Annotated in this window: 20 protein-coding genes; 5 read left to right on the forward strand and 15 right to left on the reverse strand. The window is 70.4% G+C overall.

What is annotated here, in order from left to right; all coding sequences use genetic code 11:
- Nucleotides 1–7: 7 nt before the first annotated feature.
- The 13 genes from cysG to ACLNGM_RS08355 all read right to left on the reverse strand — a co-directional run bounded on the left by cysG (nucleotide 8) and on the right by ACLNGM_RS08355 (nucleotide 15,682).
- A complete protein-coding gene (gene cysG, locus ACLNGM_RS08295; protein WP_416358414.1) occupies nucleotides 8–1,474 on the reverse strand; it encodes a siroheme synthase CysG in 1,467 nt (488 codons plus the stop codon).
- A 31-nt stretch (nucleotides 1,475–1,505) separates the two neighbouring features.
- Nucleotides 1,506–4,169 carry a molybdopterin-dependent oxidoreductase gene (locus ACLNGM_RS08300; RefSeq protein ID WP_416357926.1) on the reverse strand — a complete coding sequence of 888 codons (2,664 nt, stop codon included), beginning with the start codon at nucleotides 4,167–4,169 and terminating at the stop codon, nucleotides 1,506–1,508.
- A 1-nt stretch (nucleotide 4,170) separates the two neighbouring features.
- The gene (gene cynS / locus ACLNGM_RS08305; RefSeq protein ID WP_416357927.1) at nucleotides 4,171–4,617 is read right to left on the reverse strand and encodes a cyanase; all 447 of its coding nucleotides are present in this window, start codon (nucleotides 4,615–4,617) and stop codon (nucleotides 4,171–4,173) included.
- 7 nt (nucleotides 4,618–4,624) lie between these two features.
- Nucleotides 4,625–4,975: a nitrite reductase small subunit NirD gene (gene nirD, locus ACLNGM_RS08310; protein ID WP_416357928.1), complete on the reverse strand. Its 351-nt coding sequence runs from the start codon at nucleotides 4,973–4,975 to the stop codon at nucleotides 4,625–4,627.
- Nucleotides 4,972–7,428 carry a nitrite reductase large subunit NirB gene (gene nirB, locus ACLNGM_RS08315; RefSeq protein WP_416357929.1) on the reverse strand — a complete coding sequence of 819 codons (2,457 nt, stop codon included), beginning with the start codon at nucleotides 7,426–7,428 and terminating at the stop codon, nucleotides 4,972–4,974. The genes nirD and nirB overlap by 4 nt, the downstream gene beginning before the upstream one ends.
- Nucleotides 7,429–7,506: 78 nt before the next feature.
- Nucleotides 7,507–8,307 carry an ABC transporter ATP-binding protein gene (locus tag ACLNGM_RS08320; protein WP_090962887.1) on the reverse strand — a complete coding sequence of 267 codons (801 nt, stop codon included), beginning with the start codon at nucleotides 8,305–8,307 and terminating at the stop codon, nucleotides 7,507–7,509.
- A gap of 29 nt (nucleotides 8,308–8,336) precedes the next feature.
- Complete coding sequence (gene ntrB / locus ACLNGM_RS08325; RefSeq protein ID WP_416357930.1) at nucleotides 8,337–9,236, reverse strand: nitrate ABC transporter permease; 900 nt, start codon at nucleotides 9,234–9,236, stop codon at nucleotides 8,337–8,339.
- 39 nt (nucleotides 9,237–9,275) lie between these two features.
- Nucleotides 9,276–10,586, reverse strand: coding sequence for a CmpA/NrtA family ABC transporter substrate-binding protein (locus ACLNGM_RS08330; RefSeq protein ID WP_416357931.1), 1,311 nt, complete (start codon nucleotides 10,584–10,586; stop codon nucleotides 9,276–9,278).
- A 346-nt stretch (nucleotides 10,587–10,932) separates the two neighbouring features.
- Nucleotides 10,933–12,132: a CmpA/NrtA family ABC transporter substrate-binding protein gene (locus tag ACLNGM_RS08335; protein ID WP_416357932.1), complete on the reverse strand. Its 1,200-nt coding sequence runs from the start codon at nucleotides 12,130–12,132 to the stop codon at nucleotides 10,933–10,935.
- A gap of 2 nt (nucleotides 12,133–12,134) precedes the next feature.
- Nucleotides 12,135–12,734 carry an ANTAR domain-containing response regulator gene (locus ACLNGM_RS08340; protein WP_416357933.1) on the reverse strand — a complete coding sequence of 200 codons (600 nt, stop codon included), beginning with the start codon at nucleotides 12,732–12,734 and terminating at the stop codon, nucleotides 12,135–12,137.
- Between the two features lie 73 nt (nucleotides 12,735–12,807).
- Nucleotides 12,808–13,236: a GlcG/HbpS family heme-binding protein gene (locus tag ACLNGM_RS08345; RefSeq protein WP_416357934.1), complete on the reverse strand. Its 429-nt coding sequence runs from the start codon at nucleotides 13,234–13,236 to the stop codon at nucleotides 12,808–12,810.
- Nucleotides 13,237–13,301: 65 nt separating this feature from the next.
- Nucleotides 13,302–14,561 carry an Hsp70 family protein gene (locus ACLNGM_RS08350; protein ID WP_416357935.1) on the reverse strand — a complete coding sequence of 420 codons (1,260 nt, stop codon included), beginning with the start codon at nucleotides 14,559–14,561 and terminating at the stop codon, nucleotides 13,302–13,304.
- A gap of 137 nt (nucleotides 14,562–14,698) precedes the next feature.
- A complete protein-coding gene (locus ACLNGM_RS08355) occupies nucleotides 14,699–15,682 on the reverse strand; it encodes a glycosyltransferase family 2 protein (protein ID WP_416357936.1) in 984 nt (327 codons plus the stop codon).
- Between the two features lie 126 nt (nucleotides 15,683–15,808).
- Between ACLNGM_RS08355 and ACLNGM_RS08360 the strand changes: the two genes are divergently transcribed.
- From ACLNGM_RS08360 to ACLNGM_RS08370, 3 genes are read left to right on the forward strand one after another with little or no spacing between them, the layout of a single operon-like run.
- Nucleotides 15,809–17,026: a glycosyltransferase gene (locus ACLNGM_RS08360; RefSeq protein ID WP_416357937.1), complete on the forward strand. Its 1,218-nt coding sequence runs from the start codon at nucleotides 15,809–15,811 to the stop codon at nucleotides 17,024–17,026.
- A complete protein-coding gene (locus ACLNGM_RS08365; RefSeq protein ID WP_416357938.1) occupies nucleotides 17,023–17,829 on the forward strand; it encodes a WecB/TagA/CpsF family glycosyltransferase in 807 nt (268 codons plus the stop codon). Before ACLNGM_RS08360 ends, ACLNGM_RS08365 begins: the two co-directional genes overlap by 4 nt.
- Before the next feature lie 5 nt (nucleotides 17,830–17,834).
- Complete coding sequence (locus ACLNGM_RS08370) at nucleotides 17,835–18,707, forward strand: DUF6492 family protein (protein ID WP_416358415.1); 873 nt, start codon at nucleotides 17,835–17,837, stop codon at nucleotides 18,705–18,707.
- A gap of 13 nt (nucleotides 18,708–18,720) precedes the next feature.
- Here the strand turns inward: ACLNGM_RS08370 and ACLNGM_RS08375 are convergent, their stop codons facing one another.
- Nucleotides 18,721–19,965, reverse strand: a complete 1,245-nt coding sequence (locus tag ACLNGM_RS08375; RefSeq protein WP_416357939.1) for a lipopolysaccharide biosynthesis protein — start codon at nucleotides 19,963–19,965, stop codon at nucleotides 18,721–18,723.
- 74 nt (nucleotides 19,966–20,039) lie between these two features.
- On the opposite strand from ACLNGM_RS08375, the gene ACLNGM_RS08380 reads away from it, so the two are divergent.
- Nucleotides 20,040–21,149, forward strand: coding sequence for an endo-1,4-beta-xylanase (locus ACLNGM_RS08380; RefSeq protein WP_416357940.1), 1,110 nt, complete (start codon nucleotides 20,040–20,042; stop codon nucleotides 21,147–21,149).
- A 98-nt stretch (nucleotides 21,150–21,247) separates the two neighbouring features.
- Entirely contained in the window at nucleotides 21,248–23,332 is a 2,085-nt protein-coding gene (locus ACLNGM_RS08385) for a GumC family protein (RefSeq protein ID WP_416357941.1), read from the forward strand.
- 12 nt (nucleotides 23,333–23,344) lie between these two features.
- Here ACLNGM_RS08385 and ACLNGM_RS08390 read toward each other — a convergent pair whose 3' ends face one another.
- Nucleotides 23,345–25,300: a polysaccharide biosynthesis protein gene (locus tag ACLNGM_RS08390; RefSeq protein ID WP_416357942.1), complete on the reverse strand. Its 1,956-nt coding sequence runs from the start codon at nucleotides 25,298–25,300 to the stop codon at nucleotides 23,345–23,347.
- Between the last annotated feature and the right edge of the window lie 33 nt (nucleotides 25,301–25,333).

The following is a 25,333-nucleotide window of genomic DNA, read 5'->3' on the forward strand; positions in this document are numbered from 1 at the left end:
GAAGTGGTCAGACGGCCTTTGCCTGAAGGCGCGAGGTTTGGCGAGAGGGATCGAGCCGCTCGGGCTCGTAGCCGAGGAGGGCGGACGGCTCGACATCGGCAAACACGCGCCCGACGCCGATCAGGATCGGCCGGTCGATGCCGACGCGCCCGACGATCTCCCCGAGAGATGAGAGCGGTCCGACCACACGGATCTCGTCCGGCCGGGTGAGGGCCGCGGCGACGGCCACCGGCGTTTCCGGTGGAAGCCCGTGCGCGATGAGCTGCTCGGCGATGCGCCGCGCCATGCGCCCGCCCATGTAGAAGATCGTGGTCGCGTTGTCGTCGGCGAGCGCCCGCCAGTCCATGTCGTCGGGAAGGTCGCCCTTCTGCGAATGTGCGGTGACGAAGCGCACGGCCTGCGCCCGGTCGCGGTGGGTCAGCGACACGCCGAAGGCGCCGGCCATGGCCGAGGCCGCCGTGATGCCCGGCACGATCGCGACGGGAATACCCTGCGCCCGTAGGTCGGCGATCTCCTCGCCCGAGCGCCCGAAGACGGAGACGTCGCCGGATTTCAGCCGCACGACATGCTTACCGGCATGGGCGAACTGCGCCATCATCGCGTTGATGTCTTCCTGCCGGCAGCTCTCGCGCCCGCCGCGCTTGCCGACCAGCATGCGCTTGGCCTCGCGGCGGGCGAGCTCCAGGATGTCGTCGGACACGAGGTCGTCGAAGAGGATGACGTCGGCGGCCTGCAGGGCGCGCACGGCCTTCAGCGTCAGAAGCTCGGCGTCGCCGGGGCCGGCGCCGACCAGCGTCACCCGTCCGCCGGCCTGCGGGCGATTGGCGAGGTCGCGAACGAAGGCGCGGGCCTCCAGCTCGGCCGCCTCGTCGGGCGCACGGCGCGTGAAGGCGTCGTCGGAAAAGCGCTCCCAGAAGGCGCGGCGGGACGGGCCCGGTGCGAGGCGGTCCATCACCTCGGCGCGCACGCGCGCGGCCATCTTCGCCCAGCCGGTGAGGGTGGCGGGCAGCAGCGTCTCGATGCGCCGGCGGATCGCCTGGCCGAGGATGGGCGCCGCGCCATCGGTCGAGATGCCGACGACGACGGGCGAGCGGTTGACGATCGTGCCGAAGCGGAATTGGCAGAAGTCCGGCTTGTCGATGACGTTGACCGGGACGCCGGCGGCGCGCGCGGCGCAGAAGAAGGCCTGCGCTTCCGCCTCGCTTTCGCAGTCGGCGACCGCAAGCGAGGCGGCGGCAAAGACGTCGAGTGCCCAAGGGCGGTCGTGATGGCGGATCTCGCCGTCCGCAAAGGGGAGGGCGAGGACGGTGCGCATCTCCTCGCCGAGGTCGTCGGCGGGGCAATAGAGATCGACGGTCGCGCCGGAGGCGGCCAGCAGTTCGGCCTTCCAGGCGGCGCCGTCCGAGCCGCCGGCCATCGCCGCGCGCTTGCCCTTGAGGTCGAAGAAGACGGGCAGGGTCGCGAGCTCGCCCATGCGCTGCGGGCGCTGGCGGGCGGGCGCGGTGTCAGCTTGGCTCGAGGACACGTCGTTCCGCATCGATCAATCCCTGGATCTCGGTTCTGCAGGAGCCACAATTCGTGCCGGCCCGCAAGCTCTGGCCGATGGCCGCGACGCTCGCGCAGCCGCCGCCCACAGCGCGCCTGATGTCGTTGGCCCCGACGCCGAAACAAGAGCAGACGAGCGCACCGGGGTCGGGCCGCTCGGCGCCGGCGCGTCCGGCGAGGACACGTGCGCGAGCCTGGGGTTCGAAGGCCGGAGCGTCGAGCAGCGAGACGGCGAAGGCGCGCGAGACGGCGACGGGCTCCGGCGAGAGCCAGAGCGCGGCGAGGAGCCGGTCGCCGGCATCGAAGGCGGCGAGGCGGCGCTGGCCGGTGCGGTCGGTGTAGTCGAGAAGGTCTGCGGCGGGGTCGAGGCCGAGGAGGGCGTGGGGCTCCGGCGCGGTGCCGTTGCCGGCGAGCTCCAGCCGCCAGCCGCCGGGCGCGCGGGCCTTGGCCCAATAGATGAGGTCGTCCGCTTCGGGCTCGGCGCGCGAGACCGCGAAGCCGTACCACTCGGCCGAGACGCGACGGAGCGCGGCGGGCGCGGCCTTCGACGCCGGCTGGCCCGAGATCGGATCGGTGCGTGCGGGGACGAGCGCGTTGATGCGCGCTGCGCCCGAGAACTGGCCGGTCCAGTGCATCGGGGCGAAAAGCGTGCCGGGCGCGACGCGGGGCGTCAGGAGCGCGCGCAGGGTGGCGCTGCCGTGATCCGTCGAGAGCGACACGAGATCGGCCTCCGCGATGCCGAGGCGTTGCGCATCGGCCGGGTGGATTTCGCAGAAGGGCTCCGCGAGATGGGCCGACAGGCGGGCCGAGCGCCCCGTTCGCGTCATCGTGTGCCACTGGTCGCGGATGCGGCCGGTGTTGAGCACGAAGGGGCGCTTGGCCGTGAGGGCGGGCGCCTCGGCCGGGGCGACGGGCAGGAGTTTCGCCCGGCCGTTCGGCGTGAAGAAGCGGCCGTTTGCGAAGAAGCGGGTGGTCGGCGCGGCGCCGGCCGGCTGGGGCCATTGCACCGGCGCCAGCGCCTCGTAGGCCGCATCGTCGAGGGTTTTGAGCGCGCCGATATCGAAATCGCGTGCACCCTCGTTTTCGAAGGCGGAGAGGGCGGCGTGCTCGCGGAAGATCGCGGCCGCATTGGCGAAGTCGAAGCCTTTTGCGAAGCCCATGCGCCTCGCGACTTCCTGGATCTGCCACCAGTCCGGCCGCGCCTCGCCGGGCATGGCGAGGAAGCCACGCTGGCGCGAGATGCGGCGCTCGGAATTCGTCACCGTGCCATCCTTCTCGCCCCAGGCGGCGGACGGCAGGGCGACATGGGAGAAGGGCATCGTGTCGGTGTCGGTCACGACGTCGGAGACGACGACGAAGGGGCAGCGGCGGAGCGCCTCGGCGACGCCGTCGGCCTCAGGCAGCGAATCGACGGGATTGGTCCCCATGATCCACAGCGCGCGCACCCGGCCGTCGGCGACTGCCTTGAAGAGGTCAACGGCTTTGAGGCCGGGCGTCTGCGCCACGTTCGGCGCATTCCAGAAGCGGCGCACGACATCCGCGTGGACGGGGTTGCCGAGGTCCATGTGGGCGGCGAGCTGGTTGGCGAGCCCGCCGACCTCGCGCCCGCCCATCGCGTTGGGCTGGCCGGTGACGGAAAAGGGGCCGGTGCCGGGGCGCCCGATGCGGCCGGTGGCGAGATGGCAGTTGAGGATCGCCGACACCTTGTCGGTGCCGCCCGCCGACTGGTTCACGCCCTGGCTGTAGACGGTGACGGTCTTGTTCGTGCGGGCATAGAGATCGAGGAAGGCCGTGAGCTTGTCCGCGTCGAGCCCGGTGGCTGCGGCGAGGCGCGCAAGATCGGCGAAGGGCCGGGCGGCTTCCAGCGCAGTGTCGAGACCTTCGGTGTGGGCTTGCGTGTAGGCGCGGTCGATCGCGCCGGCCGCCTCGATCGCGGCAAGCGCCCCGAGGAACAGCGCCGTGTCGCCATCGGCGCGGATCGGCAGATGGAGATCGGCTTCCCGCGCGCTCGCGGTCTCGCGCGGGTCGATGACGACGAGGCGCATCTCGGTCCGGCGCGCGCGCGCGGCCTGCACGCGCTGGAAGAGGACCGGGTGGCACCAGGCGAGGTTGGAGCCGACGAGGACGAGGAGGTCGGCCTCTTCCAGATCCTCGTAGGTGCCCGGCACCGTGTCGGAGCCGAAGGCGCGCCTGTGGCCGGCGACCGAGGAGGCCATACACAGGCGCGAGTTGGTGTCGATGTTGGCCGAGCCGACGAAGCCCTTCATCAGCTTATTGGCGACGTAGTAGTCCTCGGTGAGGATCTGGCCGGAGACGTAGAGCGCGACCGAATCCGGCCCGTGGTCGCGGATCGTCTGCGAGAACCGCGAAGCGACAAGGTCGAGCGCGGCGTTCCAGGAGGCACGCTCGCCCCCGATCTGCGGATGCAGCAGCCGGCGGTCGGGCACCAGCGTCTCACCGAGCGCCGCGCCCTTGGAGCAGAGGCGGCCGAAATTGGCGGGATGCGCTCCGTCGCCCTCGATCGCGACCGTCCCGTCGTGGCGGGGCGTCGCCACGACGCCGCAGCCGACGCCGCAATAGGGGCAGGTGGTGCGGGTCGCGCCCGAGGTCGCCAGCGTGTTCATCTCACCACGCGTTGTAGGCGAGGTACTTGCCGCTCATGCGGACCTCGATCCGGTCGCCCTTGGGGTTCGGCACCTTCTCGACCTCCATGTGGAAGTCGATCGCGCTCATGATGCCGTTTCCGCACTTCTCCTGGACAAGCTCCTTGAGGGTGTCGCCGTAGACGCCGACGATCTCGTAGAAGCGGTAGATGCACGGATCGGTCGGGACGCTGCGGTCCCAGACCTTCGTCGGATATTCCGCCAGCGTGACCGCCGCCTCCTGCGGCAGGCCGAGGTTCCTGGCCAGAAGATCCGCCTTGTCGCGCGGCAGGGCGTTCATGCCGAGGCAAGCCGAGGTCGTGAAGACCTCGCTCATGCCGATGCCTTCAGCGATCGCGGCCCAGGACAGGCCCGCCTGACGCTTGCGCTCGTAGACGAGATCGGTGACGTCCTTCTTCGACAGCATCATGCGTCTCCTATTCCGCGGCTTCTCGAAAGGCTTCGGCTTCAAGCCGGATTTCCAGCGCCCCGTCCGCACTGATCCGCACCAGGAAGGTCCGCACCCGGCCCTCGTCCGGTCCCTGCACCAGCCCGGTGTCGAGGGCGATCACCTGGGAGTGGAGCGGGCAGGTGACCGAGCCGCCGTGGACGATCCCCTGGCTCAGCGGGCCGCCCTTGTGGGGGCAGCGGTCCTCGGTGGCGTAGACCTTGTCGTCCATAGTGCGGAAGACGGCGATCCGGCCGAGCGGCGAGGTCACGCAGCGCGCGCCGCGGCGGGGGATGTCGTCGAGGCGGCCGATCGCCGCCCATGCGGAGAGGGTGCTCATTCTGCGGCCTCGCGGAAGGAGGAGAGATCGGCCAGCGGCTTGAACTCGTGGGCGGCGACGCCCTTCGAGGCGCGCTCCGCCCAGGGGTCGACCTGCGCGAACTGCTGGGAATAGACGAAGCGCTCGAAGTAGGTCTGGCGCTTCTCGAGGTCGTCGACGATCGCCGCGCGGATCGAGTCCATCCCGACGCGCTTCAGCCACTTATAGATGCGCTCGAGATAGTGGCCCTGCTCGCGATAGAGCTGGGTGAGCGCGGCGATGACGACGACGGCCTCGTCCTCGGTGTCGACATGGCAGAGGACCTGGGTGCCGTGGATGTCGAGGCCGGCGGCGCCCGCGAAGTGGATGTCGTAGCCACTGTCGACGCAGATGACGCCGATGTCCTTGCAGGTCGCCTCGGCGCAGTTGCGCGGGCAGCCGGAGACGGCCATCTTCAGCTTGGCCGGGGTCCAGGAGCCCCACATGAACTTCTCCAGCCGGATGCCGAGCCCGGTGGAATCCTGCGTGCCGAAGCGGCACCAGTCGGTGCCGACGCAGGTCTTCACCGTGCGCAGGCCCTTGGCGTAGGCGGCGCCCGAGACCATGCCGGCGGCGTTGAGGTCGGCCCAGACGGCGGGCAGGTCCTCCTTCTTCACACCCAGCATGTCGATGCGCTGGCCGCCGGTGCATTTCACCGCCGGGATGGCGAACTTGTCGACGACGTCGGCGATGGCGCGCAACTCGGCCGAACTCGTCATGCCGCCCCACATGCGCGGCACGACGGAATAGGTGCCGTCCTTCTGGATGTTGGCGTGGACGCGCTCGTTGATGAAGCGCGACTGCTTGTCGTCCTGATACTCGCCCGGCCAGTCGGCGAGGAGATAGTAGTTGAGCGCCGGGCGGCACTTGGCGCAGCCGCAGGAGGTCGTCCACTCCAGCTCCTGCATCACCGCCGGGATGCTCTTCAGCCCCTTCGCCTTGATCAGCCGGCGCACGTCGCCGTGGCCGAGCGTCGTGCAGCCGCACATCGGTTTCACCGCATTCGGGTTGAAGGCGGCCCCCAGCGTCACGCTCATCAGCTGCTCGATGAGGCCGGTGCACGAGCCGCAGGAGGCCGAGGCCTTGGTGTGGGCGCGCACGTCGTCGAGGGTCGTCAGGCCCTTGGCGGTGATGGTGGACGTGATCTTGCCCTTGCAGACGCCGTTGCAGCCGCAGATCTCGGCGTCATCGCCCAACGCTGCAACGGCCGCCATAGGGTCCAGCGGGGACCCTCCCTGGTAGCTCTGGCCGAAGATCAGCGTGTCGCGCATCTCGGCGATGTCGGTGCCCTTCTTCAGGAGGTCGCCGAACCAGCCGCCATCCGCCGTCTCGCCGTAGAGCACGGCGCCGAGGATGCGGTTGTCCTTGACGACGAGGCGCTTGTAGACGCCGGCCGAGGCGTCGCGCAGCACGATCTCCTCGCGATCGGGTGCATCGGCGAAGTCGCCGACGGAATAGAGGTTGATGCCGGTGACCTTCAGCTTCGTCGGCGTGTCGGAGTGGCGGAAGCCCTCTCCGGGCTGGCCGGCGAGCCGGCGGGCCGCCACTTCCGCCATCTGGTAGAGCGGCGCGACGAGGCCGTAGACGCGCCCGTCGAGCTCGACGCATTCGCCGAGCGCCGAGATGCTCTCGTCGGAGGTGACGAGCTGGTCGTCGACATGGATGCCGCGACCGACGGCCAGGCCCGCGTCCTTGGCGAGCCCGGCAGAGGGGCGGATGCCGACGGCCATGACGACGAGGCTCGCCGGGATGACGCGGCCGTCCTTGAGCCTGACGCCCTCGACCCGTTCCGTGCCGAGCACCTCGTCCGTGTTGGCGTTGCAGATCACCTCGATGCCGCGCTTCTCCAGGGCGCGCTGGAGGAGAAAGCCGGCGGCGGGGTCGAGCTGGCGCTCCATCAAGGTCGGCATGAGGTGGAGGACGGTAACCTCCAGCCCCTGCGCGCGCAGGCCCGCGGCGGCTTCGAGGCCGAGAAGTCCGCCGCCGATGACGACGGCCTTGGCGTTCGACTGCGCCGCGAGGATCATTGCGTCGACATCGTCGAGGTCGCGGTAGGCGAGGACGCCGGGAAGGGTGTGGCCGGGGACGGGCGGGATGAATGGGGTCGAGCCGGTGGCGATGACGAGGTGGTCGTAAGCCTCCGTCACCCCCTTGTCGGACGTCACGGTCTTCGCCGCCCGGTCGATCGCGACGATCTTGTGGCCCTTGTAGAGCGTGACGCCGTGGCTGACGTACCAGCCGTCGCCGTGGATCACGATGTCCTCGAAGCTCTTCTCGCCCGACAGGACGGGGGAGAGCATGATGCGATCGTAGTTCACGCGGGGTTCGGCGTTGAAGATCGTCACCTCGAAGGCATTCGGCGCCAGTTCGAAGAGGTGTTCGAGCATCCGGCCGGGGGCCATGCCGTTGCCGACGACGACGAGTTTCTGGGTCATGGGTCTCATCCCGAAACGGAAAGGTTGAGAAGGGCGTCCGGCGCGGCGTCGGTGGCGCGCCGGGCGATCAGTCCGGCGTCAGGCCGCTTCAACGAAGCGGTTGCGCTCGTAGAGGAACCGCAACACCGCCTGGCGGCACTTGAGGTAGATCGGGTCCGTCGCGAGCTTGATGCGGTCGCGCGGCCGGGCGAGCGGCACGGCGAGGATCTCGCCGATGTTGGCCGATGGGCCGTTCGTCAGCATCACGATGCGATCCGACAGGAGCACGGCCTCGTCCACGTCGTGGGTGATCATCATCACCGTCGTACCGAGGTCGGCCTGGATCTGCATGACTTGATCCTGCAGATGCGCGCGGGTGAGCGCGTCGAGCGCGCCGAAGGGCTCGTCGAGGAGGAGGATCTTCGGCTCCATGGCGAGTGCGCGAGCGATGCCGACGCGCTGCTTCATGCCGCCCGAAATCTCCGACGGACGCTTGTCCCGGGCGTGGCCCATATGGACGAGCTCGAGGTTGCGCATCACCCATTCGCGGCGCTCAGGTGCCGACTTGGCCTTGCCGAACACCTTGTCCACCGCGAGCGCGACGTTCTCGTAGACCGTGAGCCAGGGCAGGAGCGAATGGTTCTGGAACACGACGCCCCGGTCGGGGCCCGGCTGGTCCACGACCTTGTCCTCGAGGAGGACGACGCCGGTCGTAGCCTTCGTCAGCCCCGCCACGATGTTGAGAAGCGTGGACTTGCCGCAGCCGGAATGGCCGATGATCGAGATGTACTCGCCCTTGTCCACCGTCAGGTCGATGCCCTTGAGGACCTGGGTGGTGGCGGCGCCCCGCTTGAAGGTCATGTCGACGCCTTCGATGGACAGGAACGGTTTGGCTTGCATGGGTTCGCTCCGGGTCTGTCGAGGAGGGATCAGGCCGCGGCCGTGCCGCGGGTGACGAGACGGCCGACCAGCGCCACGATCCGGTCGAGCACGAAGCCGACGAGGCCGACATAGGCGAGGGCGACGATGATGTCGGAGATCAGCGACGAGTTCCAAGCGTCCCAGATGAAGAAGCCGATCCCAACGCCGCCGATCAGCATCTCCGCCGCGACGATGGCGAGCCACGAGAGGCCGACGCCGATGCGAAGCCCGGTGAAGATGTAGGGGGCGGCCGCCGGCAGCATGATCTTGGCGAAGAACTCGAGGCCGTTCAGGCGCAGCACCGCCGCCACGTTGCGATAGTCGGCCGGAATGTTGCGCACCCCGACGGCCGTGTTGATGATGATCGGCCAGACCGAAGTGATGAAGATCACGAAGATCGCCGCCGGCTGGCCGTTCTGGAAGGCGGCGAGCGAGAGCGGCAGCCAGGCGAGCGGCGGCACCGTGCGCAGCACCTGGAAGATGGGATCGAGGCCGCGCATGGCGAGCGTCGACTGGCCGACGAGCACGCCGAGCGAGATGCCGACGGCGACCGCGATCGAATAGCCGATCGCGACGCGCTGGAGGCTCGCCCAGATCTGCCAGCCGAGGCCGACGTCGTTGCCCGAATTGACGTAGAACGGATGGGCGATCAGCTCCCAGCTGTCGCTGAGCACTTGGCTCGGCGCCGGAAGCGCGGCGCCGGGATGGGCGCACAGGAGCTCCCACAGGCCGAGAAGCACCGTGAGGGTGACGAGGAAGGGCAGGATTTCGGCCGCCCAGTCGCGCGAGCGCCGGACGAGAGCGGGGCCGATGGGCGCACGGCGCGTCGGCAGCGCGAGGACGGCGGCGCCGGCCTTGGCCGCGGGCGCCGGGCCCTTCAGGGGCAGCTTGGTGACGGTCTGGGACACGGGGGACGGCCTCCGTTGAAGCGAGGGGCGGGACGGGCTTCAGGCGATGCGCTTGATCGAAAGGCTCGCGAGGTAGGCGTCGGGGTTGGCAGGATCGAAGGTCTTGCCGTCGAAGAAGGTCTCGACGCCGCGCGAGGTCGAGGCCGGGATGTCGGACTCCGCCACGCCGAGGTCCTTGGCCGCCGCGCGCCAGATGTCCTCGCGGTTGACCGCCGCGATCAGCGCCGCCTTGTCGAGCCCGGCGGGCAGGTAGCCCCAGCGCTGGTCCTCGGTGAGGAACCAGAGGTCGTGGCTCTGGAAGGGGTAGGAGGCGTGGTCGCGCCAGAACTTCATGACGTGGGGCGAGTTCTCGACCACCGGCTTGCCGTTGCCGTAGTCGTAGGTGCCCTTGAGGCGGTCGACGATATCGGCGGGGGCGACGTTGAACCAGGCGCGCTTGCCGACTATCTGGCTGAGCTCGTCCTTGTTCTCCATCGCGTCGCACCACTGCTGCGCCTCGAGGACCGCCATGGTCAGCGCCTTGGCGGCGTTGGGGTGAGCCGCGACCCAGTCGGCGCGCATCGCGAAGCTCTTCTCGGGATGCTTGGCCCAGAGCTCGCCCGTCGTGATGGCGCTGTAGCCGACGTCCTGGTTCACCATCTGCTCGTGCCAGGGCTCGCCGACGCAGAAGGCGTCCATCGTGTTGACCTTGAGGTTCGCCACCATCTGCGGCGGCGGCACGACGATGGTCTCGACGTCGGTATTCGGATCGATGCCGGCGGCGGCCAGCCAGTAGCGCATCCACAGGTCGTGCGTGCCGCCGGGGAAGGTGACGGCGACCTTCGACACGGTGCCGGCCGCCTTCTTGGCCGCGAACGCGTCGCGCAGGACACCGGCGTCGAGGCCGACATTCTCCTTGCGCAGGCCGGTCGCGACGGAGATGCCCTGGCCGTCGAGGTTGAGACGGGCGAGGATCTGCATCGGCAGCGGCGCGCCCTGCGTGATCGTCCCGGCGCTCATCAGGTAGGGCATGGGGGTGAGGATGTGGGCGCCGTCGATGCCCGATCCCGCCGAGCCGAGCACGAGGTTGTCGCGCGTCGTGCCCCAGGACGACTGCTTCACCACCTCGACATCGGGCATGCCGTGTTTGGCGAAGAGGCCCTTTTCCTTGGCGATGATGAGCGGCGAGGCGTCGGTCAGGGCGATGAAGCCGAGGACGGCTTTGGTGGTCTCGGGACCCGCACTTTCAGCAAACGCGCCGCCTGGGAAGCTCGCCGAGATCGCCGAGACGAGCGCGGCGGTGCCCGCGGTCGCGGCGGTGCCGAGAAGGAAGCGGCGACGGTTGAGGCCGGAATTGTCGGAAGCGGGCATGGCGGTCCTCGGCGGGTGAGGGAAGGCCAAACGAAAACGACGCCGCGGACCACATGCCCCGTCCGCGCCTCGTCCGGCGTGGGTTGGGTGGCATCGGGTTCGCGACGTCGATGTCGTCGAGGCTTGGGAGAAGCTCGGTGACCCTGTCGTCCTTGACGGGTCATGGTGTTATCCAACCGCAGAAGCGTCATTTTGCAAAGCACAAATGTACGCCAGATAAGCACGCCTAGAAATTCAGCATAATGGTTCCAGAGTGCGGCGCCGCAGGTGTTTGACGGTGCTTTGGCCTCGCGCGTGTTCTTCGGTCACGACGCGCAAATGTTGGGCATCGATCCTCGAGCGCTTGTCAGTCGCTGGCTGGTGACGCGCCGGGGGGCGCCGAAGGGATCTTCGCGAGCGCCGCCTCGATCGCATCCGGATCGAAGTCCGGGCCGGCATCGGGCGAGCGTTCGATACGACTGTCAGGCAGCGCCTCGGCGCGTCCGGGCAGGGCCGAGCGGTAGACGTCGGGCCGGAACGCCTGCGCGGCCTGGCGCGCCGCGTCCGGCGAGTAGGTCGCCTGTCCCCAGCGCACCATCTGCGCGAAGACCCAGAGCGCCTGCGAGCGGCGCGGCAGGTTGGCGCCCTCCGGCCGGAAGTCGACATAGGCGGCGAGCGCCCGGCGGGTGCCGTCCGGGTCCACCGGCAGGTCGCCGCCCAGCACCGTCTCGAACAGGGCGGCGCGGCCGCCGACATGGGCGGGCTCGGCGAGGATCGCGGCGAGCTCCCGCCGGTTCGCAGGATCGGCGCACCAGAGGGCGCTGGCGTCGAGCGCCGCGAGCAGACGCTCGGCCGTGTCGCGCCGGTCCTGCCACCAGTCCGGCCGGAGGCCCAGCACCTTCTCCGGCGAGCCCGGCCAGATGTCGGCCTTCACCGCCACGATGCGCCCGATCCCCTCTTCCACGGCCATCACGTTCCACGGCGCGTTGACGCAGAACCCGTCGATCAGCCCGGCGCGCAGGGCATCGGCGGTCATCGGCGGCGGCACCACCGTCAGCGTCACGTCGCGGTCGGGATCGATCCCCGCCGACGCCAGCCAGAGCCGGAACTCGTAGGCGTGGGAGGAGAAGGGATAGGTCACGCCGAACACCGGGGCGGCTTCGCCCGCACGGCGTCGTCGCTTCAGCGCCCGCTTCAGCGCCCGCGCATGGGCGCCGGCCCTGTCGGGATAGTCCTCGCCGTCCATCGCCGCGCGCATGGCAGCCATCAGCGGCGTCGAGAGCGTGATGGCGTTGCCGCCCTCGGCGAGCGCGAAGGGGGCGATGACCTTGTGCGGGTTGGAGCCGAGGCCGAGCTCGCCCGCGACCGCCATGGGGCCGAGCATGTGGGCGACGTCGAACTGGCGGAAGGCCAGCCGGTCGCGGATGTTCGACCACGACACGTCGCGCGTCAGCTCGATCCTGACGCCCTCGCGCCGGTCGAGGCCGAGCGCCGAGGCGGCCAGGAGCACGGCGGCGTCGAGAAGCGGGATGAAGCCCGCGCGCACGATCCGTTCGGGAGCGCTCATCCTCAATCCTCCCCGCCAAGAAGGCTTGCGGCCGTCACCAGCGAGCGGGCGATGTCCACGAGCTTCTTCTTCTCGTTCATGGCGGTCTGGCGCATCAGGCGATACGCCTCCTCTTCCGACAGGCCTCGCATCCGCATGAGAAGCCCCTTGGCGCGCTCCACCACCTTGCGGTCGGCAAGTTCCGAACGCGCGTCCTGCAACTCGCGCTCCAGCCGCGAATAGGCCTCGAAGCGCAGGACGGCCGTGTCGAGGATCGGCTTGACGCGCTCCTTCTTCAGCCCGTCCACGACATAGGCCGAGACGCCGGCGGCGATCGCGGCCTCCATGGAGGCGGCGTCGGAGCGGTCGACGAACATGGCGATCGGCCGGCGCACCGAGCGCGAGACTTGGAAGAACGCCTCCAGCCGGTCGCGATTGGGGTTTTCGAGATCGACCACGATCACGTCGGGCCGGAACGCCTCGATCTCGCGCACCAAGCCTTGCGCGTCCGCCACGATGTGGACGCGCTCGTGGCCGGCCTCGCGCAGGCCCTCTTCGATGATCGCGGCCCGCGCCCGGTTCTCGTCGACGATGAGGACGGCAAGGGCGGGGCGGGGTTCCATGGCGGGAAGAGTGGCAAAGAGGCGAGGGCGGCGCAATATCCCGCGCGCCGCCCCTGCTGCATTGCGGAAGAAATCAGCCGGCGTCGGCGGTGAGACCCACGGCCTCGATGCCCGCGGACGCTGCCGCCTCGTCGTTGTCCGAGGTGTCGCCGGTGATGCCGACCGCGCCGACGACCTTGCCGCCATCGCGGATCAGCACGCCGCCCGGCACCGGCACGAGCGAGCCGCTCGTCAGCGTGTTCATCGCATCGATGAAATAGGCCTGCTCCTCGGCGCGCTTCCACAGCGCGCGCGAGCCCATGCCCATCTGCACCGCGCCGTTGGCCTTGCCGATGGCGATCGCCGGGCGCAGCGGCGAGGCACCGTCCTCGCGCTCCAGCACCAGAAGGTCGCCGCCGGCGTCGAGCACCGCGACGGTCAGCGGCTTCAGGCCGAGCTCGCGCCCCTTGGCGCGAGCGGCCTCGACGATGCGGCGGGCGGTGTCGAGCGTCAGTGCGGTCATGGGCTCAAGGCTCCTCGTGTCGGGGAGCCCTCCCTAGCGCGGGGCGACCGCCGCTGGCAAACCGCTCAGGCGAAGCGGCGGGCCGCGTCGAGGCCGAGGCCGAGGCCGACCGAGCCGAAGGCGTCCGATAGGGCGACGCGCGCTTCCGGAAAGCGCGCGGTCGCCGCCCTCGCCACGGCCGGCACCTGCGCGCCGCCGCCGGTCAGGATCACCGTCTCGATCGCCTCCGGACCGATGCCGGCGAGCTGGAGCGAGGCGGCGATCGCGCCGTCGATCCGTTCCACGAGCTCGGCCGTCGCCGCCTCGAATTCGGGCCGCGTCACCGGAGCCTCCAGCGTCAGGCCCGATTCGCGAAGGCTGATCGTCGCCTCGTCCTCGTGCGTGAGGGCGATCTTCGCCCGCTCGACCGCTCCGGCGAGGCGGTGGCCGGAGCGGTGCGCGAGCATGTGCTCCATGCGCTTCAGCTTCTCCGGCTCGGCGGCTTCCTTGGCGAGCGAGCGGATGTCGGCCAGCACTTTGGGCGTGTAGAGCGTGTTGATGCGGTGCCAGGTCGCGAAATCGTTGAAGTACCAGACCGGCAGCGTCCGCTTGCCGTCGGCCGTGGTCGAGCCGAGCCCGAGCAGCGGCTGCATGCGGGCGATGTTCAGGAGCCGGTCGAAATCCGTGCCGCCGACATGGACGCCGGTGGTGCCGAGGATGTCGTCGGCGCGGTCGGGACGCCGGGCGCGGTCGGGGCCGAGGCGCAGGATCGAGAAGTCCGACGTGCCGCCGCCGATATCGACGACGAGCGCCACCTGCTCGGCGTTCATCCCGCTCTCGAAGTAGAGGGCGGCGGCGACCGGCTCGTACTGGAACTCGACATGGGCGAAGCCTTGCGCGCGCGCGGCCGAGGCGAGCTGGTCCTCCGCCTCTTGGTCGGCCGCGTCGCTCTCGTCGACGAAGCGCACGGGACGGCCGAGCACGATGCGGTCGACCGGCGCGTCGCTCTCGCGCTCCAGCGTCTTGCGCAGGTGCTCGAGGAAGGTGCCGATCAGCGCCTCGAAGCTCATGCGCTGGCGCCCGACCTGCGTCGTCTCCTTCATCAGCGACGAGCCGAGGATGCTTTTCAGCGCGCGCATGAAGCGGCCTTCCGCGCCGTCGACATATTCGAAGACGGCGCGTCGGCCGAAGTAGGTCTGGCCGTCCTCCAGCGAGAAGAACAGGGCCGAGGGGATCGTCAGGTGGTCGCCCTCGACGGGCAGGAGCCGCGGCGCGCCGCCGGGGGCGCAAAGCGACAGGGTCGAGTTCGTGGTGCCGAAGTCGAGGCCGGCGAAGGAGGCGGACATGGGGGCGGGCTCATGCAGGAACGGCGTCGCCACCTCGGCCGGGCGAGGCGTCGAAACGGGGAACGGGGCGGGGCGGCCCGTCTAGCCCATCGATTCGCGGAAGGGAAGGGGCGGCCGGTCCGACCGTCCGGTTCCCGTCAGTTCGCTTCCGGCTTGCGGTACTGCTCGCCGATCCGTCCGAACTCGCCCTGCACGCGGCCGAGCGCGATCTGCAAGGGGTAGAGGCCGATCAGGAGCGAGCGCTGGCGGATCGCCTGCAGGATGGCGCGAGGCGGGGCGGCAAGAAGAAGCGCCGCGGTCTTGGCGGCCGAGCGCACGCGCCCGTCGCGCCGCCGCTGGATGGCGCTCGACAGGGCGCCGTTGCGCAGCGAGCGCGCGTGGAGCCACGACCATTCCGTGCGGCGCGCCGGCACCGTCTCGTCGACCGGGGCTTCCGCGCACCAGCCAAAGCGGGCGCCCTTGCGGGCGGCGCGCGAGAAGAAGTCGGAGTCGCCGCCACCGGTGAAGTTGAAGGCGGTGTCGAAGACCGGGTCGCCCATGCGCTCCAGCAGCGCACGCGTGAGGCAGAGATTGCCGGACGACAGGAGGATCGGGACGCGGCCCGTCGCGCCGTAGGGCGGGCGGAACACGGGATGGCGGGCGACGGCGTCGCGCGCCGGCCCCTCGAAGACCGGCACCTGCGGGGCGCCGACCACATCGACGTCGAGCCGCTCCACCGTCTCGATCATCCGCTCGGCCCAGTCCGGGCCTGCCGCCTCGTCGTCGTCGATCACGAGGCAGTGGCGCATTGCGGGGAACTCGGCGTGCGCGACCTTGAAGCCGGCATTGTAGGCCGAGCAGTTGCCGCGCTCGTGCGCGACGAGGACGAGCCCCGCCATCGCTCCGGTCTCGAAGAGGCCGCGCGCCGCCGCAAGGCCCGCCCGGCCGTCCGCGTCGTTTTCCATCACGACGACGGCAAGGTTCCGTTTCGTCACCTGCGCCGCCAGCGAGGCCAGCGTCCGCAGGAGCCCGTCGGGACGGCGGAAGGTCGGCAGGATCACCACCGCCTCGAACCCGCTTGCGGCATGCGGCGAGCGCGCTTCGATCGTGACGCAAGGGGAGGCGGGCTTGTGATCTTCCATGACCGGCACGCTAGCGCGGCAGTCCTGAATAAGCGGCGAAGATGACGCGTTAAAACGCCGGCTTTGACGAAATCGCAACGGGCGGGGTGCTAATGTGGCGATCAAACAGGGTGAATCGTAGCGCCGATGCATATCCTCTTCGCGACATCGCTCCTGCCCGAACGGGAACCGGCGACCGGTTTCGAGATCGCCAACCGTGCGATCGCCGACGCCTATCGCGCGGCCGGGGCGCGGGTGACGGTGGCGGGCTTCCGGCGCCCCGGCGCGGCGCTGCCGGACGTCGCCCATGTCGATCTCGGCGAGGTCGCGATCGAAAACGCGGGGGCCGGGCGCGCGCGCAAGGTGCGCTGGGTGCTGAACGCGATCCGCCGCGGCCTACCGGTCGGCGCGGCCAAGCTCCGGGTGATGCCGGAGGCGACGCTTCTCGGGCGCCTGCGCGCGGCCGGACCCTTCGATGCCGTGGTGCTGTCGGCGGCACAGCTTCCGATCGCCTTTCCCGGCCTCCTCACCATCGCCCCGCCGATCTTCGTCGCGCACAATGTCGAGCATCTCTCGGCCGCCGAGATGGGGCGGAGCGCCGGCAGCGCCGCATCCCGCTTCCTCTATCGCCGCGAGGCGACGCTCCTGCGCGCGGCGGAAGAGCGCCTCTGCGCCGCCGCGCGCGTCGTCCATAGCCTGGCCGTCGCTGACGCCGAGCGGCTGGGTCTGTCCGGCGATCCACGTTCGATCCCGCTCAGCCTCGGCATCGGTCGCGGCGCGGCGCCCGCCGACGACGGCGCGCGGCGGTTCGATGTCGTGATGATCGGCACCTGGAGCTGGGCGCCCAACCGTCTCGGGCTCGACTGGTTCGCCGCCGAGGTCGCGCCGCGCCTGTCGCCCGGCATCACGGTCGGCGTCGCCGGTCGGTTCGACGGCACGCCGCCGCAGGCACCCGGCAACGTATCCTTTCTCGGGCGCGTGCCGGACGCACAGGCCTTCGTGCGCTCGGGGCGCGTCGTGGCGCTTTCGACGCGCGGCGGCACCGGCGTTCAGCTGAAGACGATCGAGACCCTGGAAGAGGGCATGCCGGCCGTCGCGACCCCGTCCGCGCTCCGTGGCATCGGCGCGGCCCTGCCCGGCAACGTGCGCGTGGCGAGCGATGGGGTGGGCTTTGCCAGCGCCCTGGAAGACCTCGTGACCCGCGAGCGCGCCGGCGAGGTCCTGCGCCTCGACGGCCGCGCCTTTGCCGAACGCCAGCGGCTCGACTGCGAGCGGGGCGTGCGCGCCGGGCTGGCGCTCGTCGGTCTGGGTGCGGAGGAAGCGAGCGGACCGGCGGTCCCGGCGATGGAGGCACTTGCGTCATGATCGATCCCGCGCCCATCCAGCCCGCGGCCGGTAAACCGGTCGTCATCCGCAAACGGGCCGACGCACAGACACCTGTCCGGCGGCTCGGCGGCCTCGATGTCGCCGTCGTCACCGGCGTCGACGCCATCGCCCGCATCGACGCGGCCATCGCCTCGCGCCAACGCCTGCAGATCGCTTTCGTCAACGCCCATTGCGTCAACGTGTCGATGACCGATGCGGATTATGCGGCGGTGATGTCCGAGATGCTGTGCCTGCCCGACGGGATCGGCGTCGACGTCGGCTCGCGCATGCTGTTCGGCGAGCCGTTCCCAGAGAACCTCAACGGCACCGACTTCCTGCCGCGCTTCTTCGGCGAGACGCAGGGCGAGCTGCGCGTCGGCCTCGTCGGCGGCGAGCCGGGCATCGTCGACCGCGCGGCCGAGCGCTTCGGCGAGCGCTTCCCGCAGCATCGCTTCATTGCGGTCTCGCACGGGTTCTTCGCCGAGGGCGAGGAGACCGAGCGGCTGCTCGACTGGATCCGCCTGGCGCGGCTCGACGTGCTTCTCGTCGGCATCGGCGTGCCCCGGCAGGAGCGCTTCCTCGCCCGCCATGTCGGCGCGCGCGAGGCGCCGGTCGCCTTCGCCGTCGGCGCGCTTCTCGACTTCACCGCCGGCAAGGTCGCCCGGGCGCCCGCCTTCGTGCGGCGCCTGCGGATCGAATGGATCTGGCGCCTCCTGATGGAGCCGCGGCGTCTCGCGCGGCGCTACCTCGCCGGCAATCCGGCCTTCCTCGCGCGCATCGCCCACCAGCGTCTTCGCAAGTGACGTCGATGCGCTTCGCGCTGGTCACCTCGAGCTATCGCGGCGATCTGGAACGCTGCCGCCTGCTGTGCGACAGCATCGATCGTTTCGTCACGGGCTTCGAGACGCACTACCTTCTCGTCGAGGCGCGCGATCTCCCGCTGTTCAAGGGGTTCGAAGGCCCTCGGCGACGGGTCGTCAGCGAGCGCGATCTCCTGCCCTGGTGGCTGCGGCCGGTGAACCACCCGCGGCAGCGCGGCCGCCGGCTCTGGATCCATCCGTTCGGCCTGCCGCTGCACGGCTGGCACGTCCAGCAGCTGCGCCGCTTCGCGATGGCGCAGACGATGGCGGAGGCGGCGATGGTGTCGCTGGATTCCGACGTCGTCTTCGTGAAGCCCTTCGACGTCCGGTCGATGGAGGCCGGCGGGCGCGTCGCCTTCTACCGCGTGCCGGACGGCATGGACCGCGTGCTCCCCCATCTCCAGGCCGAGCACGAGAGCTGGGCCCTGCGCGCCGCCCGCCTGATCGGGCTTCGGCCTCCCGTGTCGACCCGCACCACCTATATCGGCACGCTGATCGCCTGGCGTCGCGACACGGTGCGCGACCTTCTCGCCCGGATCGCGGCGGTCGGCCGGCGGCCGGCGATGATGGTGCTGTGCGCCTCGCGGGCCCTCTCCGAATGCACGATCTACGGCCGCTTCGTTGAAGAAGCGGAGGCACGGCCGGAGCGCCATGCGCCGGACGCCACGCAGCGCTGCGCCGTCTACTGGGACGGGCCGCCGCTCGACGAGATGGGCCTTGCCGCCTTTCTCGCCGATCTCGCGCCCCATCAGGTGGCGATCGGCCTCCAGTCCTTCACCGGCACCGACCCCGCCCTGATCCGCCGCGCTGTCGGCCTCTGACGCCGCCGGCCGCTCAGGCCGGCCGCGCGATCGGCATCCGTCGCGTGTCGAGCGCGGTGTAGGTCGCCATTGCGGAGGCGAGCCAGAGGGCGGCGAACACGCCGTTGAGACCGACCACCCAGGCCGTGTCGCCCGCCGCCTCGCCCCCGCGCAGGACCAGCGTCAGGAGCGCGCCCTTGGTCAGCGTCAGGAAGCCGAGGACCACGGCGCGCGTGCCCGTGCGGCCGCGGGCGTAGAGGAGTTCGCCCTCGTACTCCACGAGATTGCGGAAGGCGGGCACGAGAAGCGCCATCAGGACGAGCGGTGCCGCATCCGCGACATTGGCGCCGAGCAGCGTCGGGCGGGCGTGCAGGATGAGGCCGAGCACGGCGAGGCCGCCAACTGACACCAGCGCGATTCCGGCCTCGACGCCCCAGCGCACGCGCCAGGAGTCCAGCCGGTCGGGCCGCCGCATCAGCGCCTGCACCGCCATCATGTTGAAGGAGCGCACGGGCAGGGCGGTAAGGTCCACGAGGCGCATCAGCATGGCGTAGAGGCCGGCGATATGCGGGCCCCCGAGCGAGAGGACGAGCAATTTGTCGAGCTCGGACTGGAGGTAGAACAGGACCTCGGCCCCGGCCACGGCGATGCTGTCGGCGGCACGGCGGCGATAGAGGTCGGGCCGCCAGCGCAGCCGCTGGCGCGGATAGAGGAACAGGATGCCGCCGAGCGCCGCGAGCCCGTTGGCGGCAAGGTAGAACAGGCTCCAGGCGGCCAGCCCGCCCTCGCGGCCCACCGTTCCCGCAAAGGCGAGCGCGGCGAGCGCCTTGGCGCCCGTGCCGATCACCACCAGCACGGAGGCGCGGCCGAAGCGGTTCATGCCGTTGTTGACGATGCAGACGACCTCGAGCGCCCGCCAGCAGACGATCTCGGCGGCGAGGATCGCAGCGAAGGGCGCCAGCGCCATGTCGCCGGCAAAGACGCCGAGATAGAACAGTGCGGCCCCGAGCGCGACCAGCGGCAGCGAGAGGACGAAGGCGGCGAGCAGCCCGGCGGTATAGGTGCCGACGAGATGGGGCTTGCGGGTCGCCGAGCGGTAGAGCGGCGAGACGAAGCCGAGCCCGGCCACGCGCGACAGGACGATGCCGGTGGCTGACGCCGTGGCGAAGAGGCCGAACTCCGAGACGGTGAGGACGTTGGCGACCGCGGTGAAATAGGCGAGCGACAGCACCAGCCGGCCGCCCGACCCGCCGAGCAGCTTGGCGTAGTCGCGGGCCATCTTCAGCTTTGCTTCAAGACTTCCTGTCAGGAATCCGGGGCGTCGCATGGGGCACCTTGGAAGGGCGGGGACGGATGACGAACGACCAAAGCAGCGCTCCCCGCGCCGCGCCGCGCTCCCCCTTCCATACCGGCCCGAGCTTAACGCGGCGTTCGCTCCTCGCCGGCGCCGCCGCCTTGGCCGCCGGCATTCCGGCCACGGCGTCGGCGCGCGGCACGGGCGTCCCGTTCGGCGCCGCCATCCAGAACGAGTATTTCGACGATCTCGGCTATCGCCAGCTCTTCACCAGCGAATGCGACCTCGTGATGCCGATGAACGAGCTGAAGTTCGCGCTGGTCCAGCCGGAGCGCGGGCAGTTCGATTTCAGCCGCGCCGACCGCCTCCTCGCCTTCGCGGACGCCAACGGGCAGAGTGCCCGCGGCACGACCTTCGTCTGGTGGTCGACCAACCCGCCCTGGCTCGAAGCGATCGAGGACCCCCTGGATCTCGAACGGGCGCTCGTCGAGCACATCGAGCGCGTCGCCGACCACTGCAAGGGCCGGCTGACGAGCTGGGACGTCGTCAACGAGGTCATCGCGCACGATCCGCAGGAGCATCGCGGCCCCCTGCGCGACACGTTCTGGCTGCGCCGGCTCGGGCCCCGACACATTCCCGTCGCCTTCCAGGCCGCCGCGCGCGCGGATCCGACGGCGCGGCTCGTCCTCAACGATTACGACCTCGAGTTTCGCGGGCCCCGCTTCGACCAGCGCCGCGCCATCGTCCTGTCGATCGTGCGCCAGCTGCAGAAGGCCGACATCCGCATCGATGCGGTCGGCATCCAGGGACACCTCTACGCCCACCAGGAGATCGACGTGGAGGCGCTGGCGCGCTTCGGCGCAGACCTGAAGGCCCTCGGGGTCGGGCTCCTCGCCACCGAGCTCGACGTCATCGACTTCCAGGTCCGCGGCGGGCCGGCGGAGATCGATGCCGCCGCCGCCAAGGTCGTCGGCGACTTCCTCGACGGTCTGATGGGCGGCCAGCGCCCCGAAACCGTCATCACCTGGGGGCTGACGGATCGCTACAACTGGGTGGAGGACGTCATGCCGCGCGAAGACGGCCAGCCGTGCCGTCCGCTGCCCTTCGACGCCGATCTCCAGCCGAAGGCATGGTACGCCATGCTGCGCCGACGGCTGTCGCAGGGCTGACGCCCGTGCATCAGACAGCAGGGGATTAACCCTTTCTTTGCCATGAGCAGTGAAAGGTGCGGGCTGCAAACCGCGCCGCTCCTGTCCAGGGCCTTTCCATGTTCTACGCCGAGGATGCCGCATCCCGCCCCGCGTCCCGCTGGGATCCCGTTCCGGAGGTGGAACCCGTGCGCCGCCACGAGAGCTTCCTCGATCCGGCCTATCTCGCCGCCTCGGTCTGGCGGGCGAGACGCAAGATTCTGCTGGCGGGCGTTCTCGGCGCTGCGGTCGCCGGCGCCTTCGCCCTGTCGCAGCCAAAGCAGTACACCGCCACCGCGCAGATCGTCCTCGACCCGCGCGAGTTGAATCTCGTCCAGAACGAGCTGACCCCGACGGCGAACGGCCTCAACACCGACGCCGCGCTCGCCCTCGTCGAGGGCCAGATCTCTGTGATGACCTCGAACAGCGTGCTCCTGCGCGTCGTTCGCGAGGCGAACCTCACCGCCGACACCGAGTTCAACGGTCTGCGCGAGACGTGGCTCGGCAATCTGTCGGCGACCCTCTCCGCGCTGATGTCGGACGATCCCGTCGCGGCGGCCGACACGCGCGAGCTGCGCACCGTCACCAACCTGTGGCGCCATATCTCGGCGGTGCGCAACGCCAACAGCTTCGTCATCAACGTCTCGGTGACCAGCGAGGACGCCGACAAGGCGGCGCGTCTCGCCAACCTGACGACCCAGAACTTCATCGCCGAGCAGGGACGCGCGCAGTCGGACCTTGCCCGGCGCGCGACCGAGGCCCTGTCGTCGCGCCTCGCCGAACTTCGCGCCCGCGTCGTCCAGGCCGAGGACGCGGCGGAGGCCTACAAGGCGCAGAACCAGCTCGTCGGCGTCGGCGGACGGCTGATCGACGACGACTACATCACCCGCGTCAACAACCAGCTGGCGGACGTCCGCTCGCAGATCACCTCGCTGAACGTGCGCGCCCGCTCGCTGCGCGAAGCGAGCGTCGAAGACATCGCCGCCGGCTCCTTCCCGGAAGGCCTCAACTCGGAATCGCTCCTGCGCCTGCGTCAGGTCTATTCGGAGGCCGCGCAGAACCAGGCGATCCTCGCCTCGCGCCTCGGGCCCCGCCATCCCCAGCGCATCGCCGCCGACCAAGCGCTCTCCACCGCGCGCCGCGCGATCGAGACCGAACTGTCGCGCATCGTCGCCTCGGCCCAGACCGAACTCGCCAGAGCCCAGGCGACCGAGCGCGACCTGACCGGCCAGATCGACACCCTGCGCTCGCGCCAGATCGAGACCAGCGGCGCCTTCGTGCGGCTGCGCGAACTGGAGCGCGAGGTCGACGCCTCGCGCGCGGTCTACGAGGCCTATCTTCTGCGGGCCCGCCAGACGAGCGAGCAGGAGCGGCTCAACACCACCAACGTGCGCGTGATCTCCGACGCCACGGTGCCGTTCCAGCCCTCCAGCCTGTCGCGCAAGATCGTGGTGATCCTCGGCTTCGTCGGGGGCATCGGCCTCGGGATCGCGCTGGCGCTTCTCGTTGCGATGGTGCGCGCCATCAACGGCACCGCCTCGCCCGCGGTCGCGGCACCGGCGAAGGCCACGCGCGCCAGGGAGCGCAAAATGCCGGATCACATGGCGGAACCCGCCGTCGTGCCGGTCGCCGCGGTCGCTGCGGCAGCGCCCGTCGCGGCATCGCCCGAGCCCTCGACGCCCGAACCTGCCCCGGCGCTCGACACCAGCGAGGGCGACTGGTCGCTGCGCGGCGGCTCGTTCGACGCCGCCGATGCGGAGCCGGAGGAAGCCCGCCAGACGCCTATCGTCGCGACGGGCGCCGAAGAGGACGACCGGATCGTCGAGCTGGTCGCGGTCGAGGCGCCGGAGGAAGCCATCCACGAGCCGGTGGCCGAAGCCGAGCCGCCCGTGGTGCCCCGGATCGACGAGACCCCTTCCGACGACGAGGATGACGCTCCGACGGGCGTCAGCGAGATCGAGGCACGCCGCGAGGCGCTGCGTCAGAGAATCCGCGAGCTCGGCGCCGTGCGCGGCGCCCGCAGCCTCGGCGCGCCGCATCTCGCACCCGCTGCGCCGGAGACCCTGTCTGCCGACGAACGGCGCGAGCGCATCAGCCTGCGCCTCGCGGCCGCTCGCGGGCGCCGTGCCGACATCGCCGACCGGGCCGACGTCGAACACGGCTGAACGCCAGGGGCGCTACGCCTCCGGGCGCGGCGCCGGCAGGGCGGGGCTGATGAGGGCCGCGTTCGACAGGCGCGCGCGGCCGAACTCCGGCACCACGTCCGAGAGAAGCGCGACGGCCGCTGGGGCGTCGCCGGCGGCGATCGCCTCTGCGATCGCTTCGAAGCGGGCGCCCAGGAAGGCGACGTCCGAAACGCGCGAGCGGGCGATCAGAAGCCCAGGCAGGCCGGTGTCCTCGCGGGTTTCGCCCTCGCCGAACAGTTCCTCGTAGAGCTTCTCGCCCTTTCGAAGCCCCGTGTACTCGATGCGGATGTCCTTGTAGGGCCGGAGGCCCGCCAGCTGGATCAGCCGCTCGGCGAGTTCCGTGATGCGGATCGGCTCGCCCATGTCGAGCACGAAGATCTGCCCCTCCGCCGCGCGGTCGGCGATGCCGTGGCCGGCGGCATGGAGGATCAGCCGCGAGGCTTCCGGGATCGTCATGAAGAAGCGGGTGATGTCGGGATCGGTGACGGTGAGCGGCCCGCCGCGCGACAGCTGGTTCTGGAAGAGCGGGATCACCGAGCCCGCCGAGCCCATGACGTTGCCGAAGCGCACGGTCATGAAGCGCGTGCCGGCTTGGCCGAGGTCCAGCGCCTGGCAATAGGCTTCCGCCGCGCGCTTGGTGGCGCCCATCACGTTGGTCGGGTTCACCGCCTTGTCGGTCGACACCATGACGAAGGCGAGCGCCCCGCAGCCGAGGGCGGCGTCCGCGACGTTGCGCGAGCCGAGAAGATTGGTCTCGATGCCCTCGAGCGGGTTTTCCTCGACGATCGGCACGTGTTTCAGCGCCGCCGCGTGGAAGATCACCTCCGGCTTCCACTCGTCGAAGATCGCCATGATGCGCGCACGCTGGCGCACGTCGGCGACGCGCTCGACGGTCTCGACGCCCGGATGCTGGTCGGCCATGCGGCGGCCGATCGAGTAGAGGTTGAACTCGCCGGCGTCGATGAGGACGAGGCGCTTCGGTTTGAACGAGGCGATCTGCGCCACGAGCTCGGAGCCGATCGAGCCGCCGGCTCCCGTCACCGCGATGCAGCGGCCTTCGATCAGCCGCGCCACCTCGTCGATGTCGAGCCGGATCTCGCGGCGGCCGAGGAGGTCTTCGAGCGAGACGGGAAGCACTTCGATCGGCGCCTCGCCGAGATCGCCGGCGCGCGAGATATCGGGCAGGCGCTTCACCGCGATCTTGAGGGGCGCCGCAACCTCGACCACGGCCGCGAGCTCGGCGGGCGGCACCTGGGCCTTGGCGACGATCAGCTGGTTGATCGGCGTCGCGCCGAGCTCGGCCCGGCGGGCGATCTCGGGCAGGTCGGCGAGGGCCCCGAGCACCTTCACGCCGTGAAGCTGGCGCCCCTGGTTCTTCGCCTTTTCGTCCACGAGACCGACGATGTGGACGCCGTGGTGGGAGCGCCGGGCGTCGCGGATAAAGAGGTCGGCATTGTCGGCGAAGCCGTAGATCACGACGTTCTCGACCGGCACGCGGATGCCGCTCGTGTCGAAGAAGCGCGCCGACAGGCCGCGCTCCTTCCACAGGCGGTAGGCGAGGCGCGGGCCGCCGAGACCGACGATCATGATGAACCACGTCATCACCAGCGAGGAGCGCGGCAGATAGAGGCCGCGGAAGAGGATGAAGTGGCCGGCGAGGAAGACGACGTTGATCGCCGTCACCGCCTTGATGATCGACAGGACGTCGAGGAGCGAGGCATAGCGCCAGGCGCCGCTGTTCAGCGAGAACAGCGGGAACATCGCCGCCGACAGCGCCGTGAACGCGACGATCAGCGACCAGATCTGCCAGTTGTTGAAGGTGATGCGGAAGCCGAAGGCGAGGCCGAGCGACAGCGAGATCGCGATGGCCGCGATCAGGACGTCGTGGACGATGCCGAGCGAGCGGAACGAGCCGCGGGGCAGAAGGGACAGAAGGCGAGGCAGCATCGGCAGTTCCGAAGGGCAGGGGCGCGGAAAAGC

It is taken from the genome of Aureimonas phyllosphaerae, from assembly GCF_047943035.1.
Lineage (GTDB): Bacteria > Pseudomonadota > Alphaproteobacteria > Rhizobiales > Rhizobiaceae > Aureimonas > Aureimonas phyllosphaerae.

What these genes read in the sequence shown, in the direction of transcription:
- ACLNGM_RS08345 (WP_416357934.1), bottom strand. Translation starts at nt 13,236, where the DNA reads ATGACCGCACTGACGCTCGACACCGCCCGCCGCATCGTCGAGGCCGCT.
- ACLNGM_RS08390 (WP_416357942.1), bottom strand. Translation starts at nt 25,300, where the DNA reads ATGCTGCCTCGCCTTCTGTCCCTTCTGCCCCGCGGCTCGTTCCGCTCG.
- cynS (WP_416357927.1), bottom strand. Translation starts at nt 4,617, where the DNA reads ATGATGCTGTCGAAGAAGGACGTCACCGATCTCGTCTACGAGCGCAAG.
- ACLNGM_RS08370 (WP_416358415.1), top strand. Translation starts at nt 17,835, where the DNA reads ATGCGCTTCGCGCTGGTCACCTCGAGCTATCGCGGCGATCTGGAACGC.
- ACLNGM_RS08355 (WP_416357936.1), bottom strand. Translation starts at nt 15,682, where the DNA reads ATGGAAGATCACAAGCCCGCCTCCCCTTGCGTCACGATCGAAGCGCGC.
- ACLNGM_RS08360 (WP_416357937.1), top strand. Translation starts at nt 15,809, where the DNA reads ATGCATATCCTCTTCGCGACATCGCTCCTGCCCGAACGGGAACCGGCG.
- ACLNGM_RS08320 (WP_090962887.1), bottom strand. Translation starts at nt 8,307, where the DNA reads ATGCAAGCCAAACCGTTCCTGTCCATCGAAGGCGTCGACATGACCTTC.
- nirB (WP_416357929.1), bottom strand. Translation starts at nt 7,428, where the DNA reads ATGACCCAGAAACTCGTCGTCGTCGGCAACGGCATGGCCCCCGGCCGG.
- ACLNGM_RS08335 (WP_416357932.1), bottom strand. Translation starts at nt 12,132, where the DNA reads ATGAGCGCTCCCGAACGGATCGTGCGCGCGGGCTTCATCCCGCTTCTC.
- ACLNGM_RS08350 (WP_416357935.1), bottom strand. Translation starts at nt 14,561, where the DNA reads ATGTCCGCCTCCTTCGCCGGCCTCGACTTCGGCACCACGAACTCGACC.
- ACLNGM_RS08300 (WP_416357926.1), bottom strand. Translation starts at nt 4,169, where the DNA reads ATGAACACGCTGGCGACCTCGGGCGCGACCCGCACCACCTGCCCCTAT.
- ACLNGM_RS08385 (WP_416357941.1), top strand. Translation starts at nt 21,248, where the DNA reads ATGTTCTACGCCGAGGATGCCGCATCCCGCCCCGCGTCCCGCTGGGAT.
- ACLNGM_RS08330 (WP_416357931.1), bottom strand. Translation starts at nt 10,586, where the DNA reads ATGCCCGCTTCCGACAATTCCGGCCTCAACCGTCGCCGCTTCCTTCTC.
- ACLNGM_RS08380 (WP_416357940.1), top strand. Translation starts at nt 20,040, where the DNA reads ATGACGAACGACCAAAGCAGCGCTCCCCGCGCCGCGCCGCGCTCCCCC.
- nirD (WP_416357928.1), bottom strand. Translation starts at nt 4,975, where the DNA reads ATGAGCACCCTCTCCGCATGGGCGGCGATCGGCCGCCTCGACGACATC.
- ACLNGM_RS08365 (WP_416357938.1), top strand. Translation starts at nt 17,023, where the DNA reads ATGATCGATCCCGCGCCCATCCAGCCCGCGGCCGGTAAACCGGTCGTC.
- ACLNGM_RS08340 (WP_416357933.1), bottom strand. Translation starts at nt 12,734, where the DNA reads ATGGAACCCCGCCCCGCCCTTGCCGTCCTCATCGTCGACGAGAACCGG.
- ACLNGM_RS08375 (WP_416357939.1), bottom strand. Translation starts at nt 19,965, where the DNA reads ATGGCCCGCGACTACGCCAAGCTGCTCGGCGGGTCGGGCGGCCGGCTG.
- cysG (WP_416358414.1), bottom strand. Translation starts at nt 1,474, where the DNA reads ATGGGCGAGCTCGCGACCCTGCCCGTCTTCTTCGACCTCAAGGGCAAG.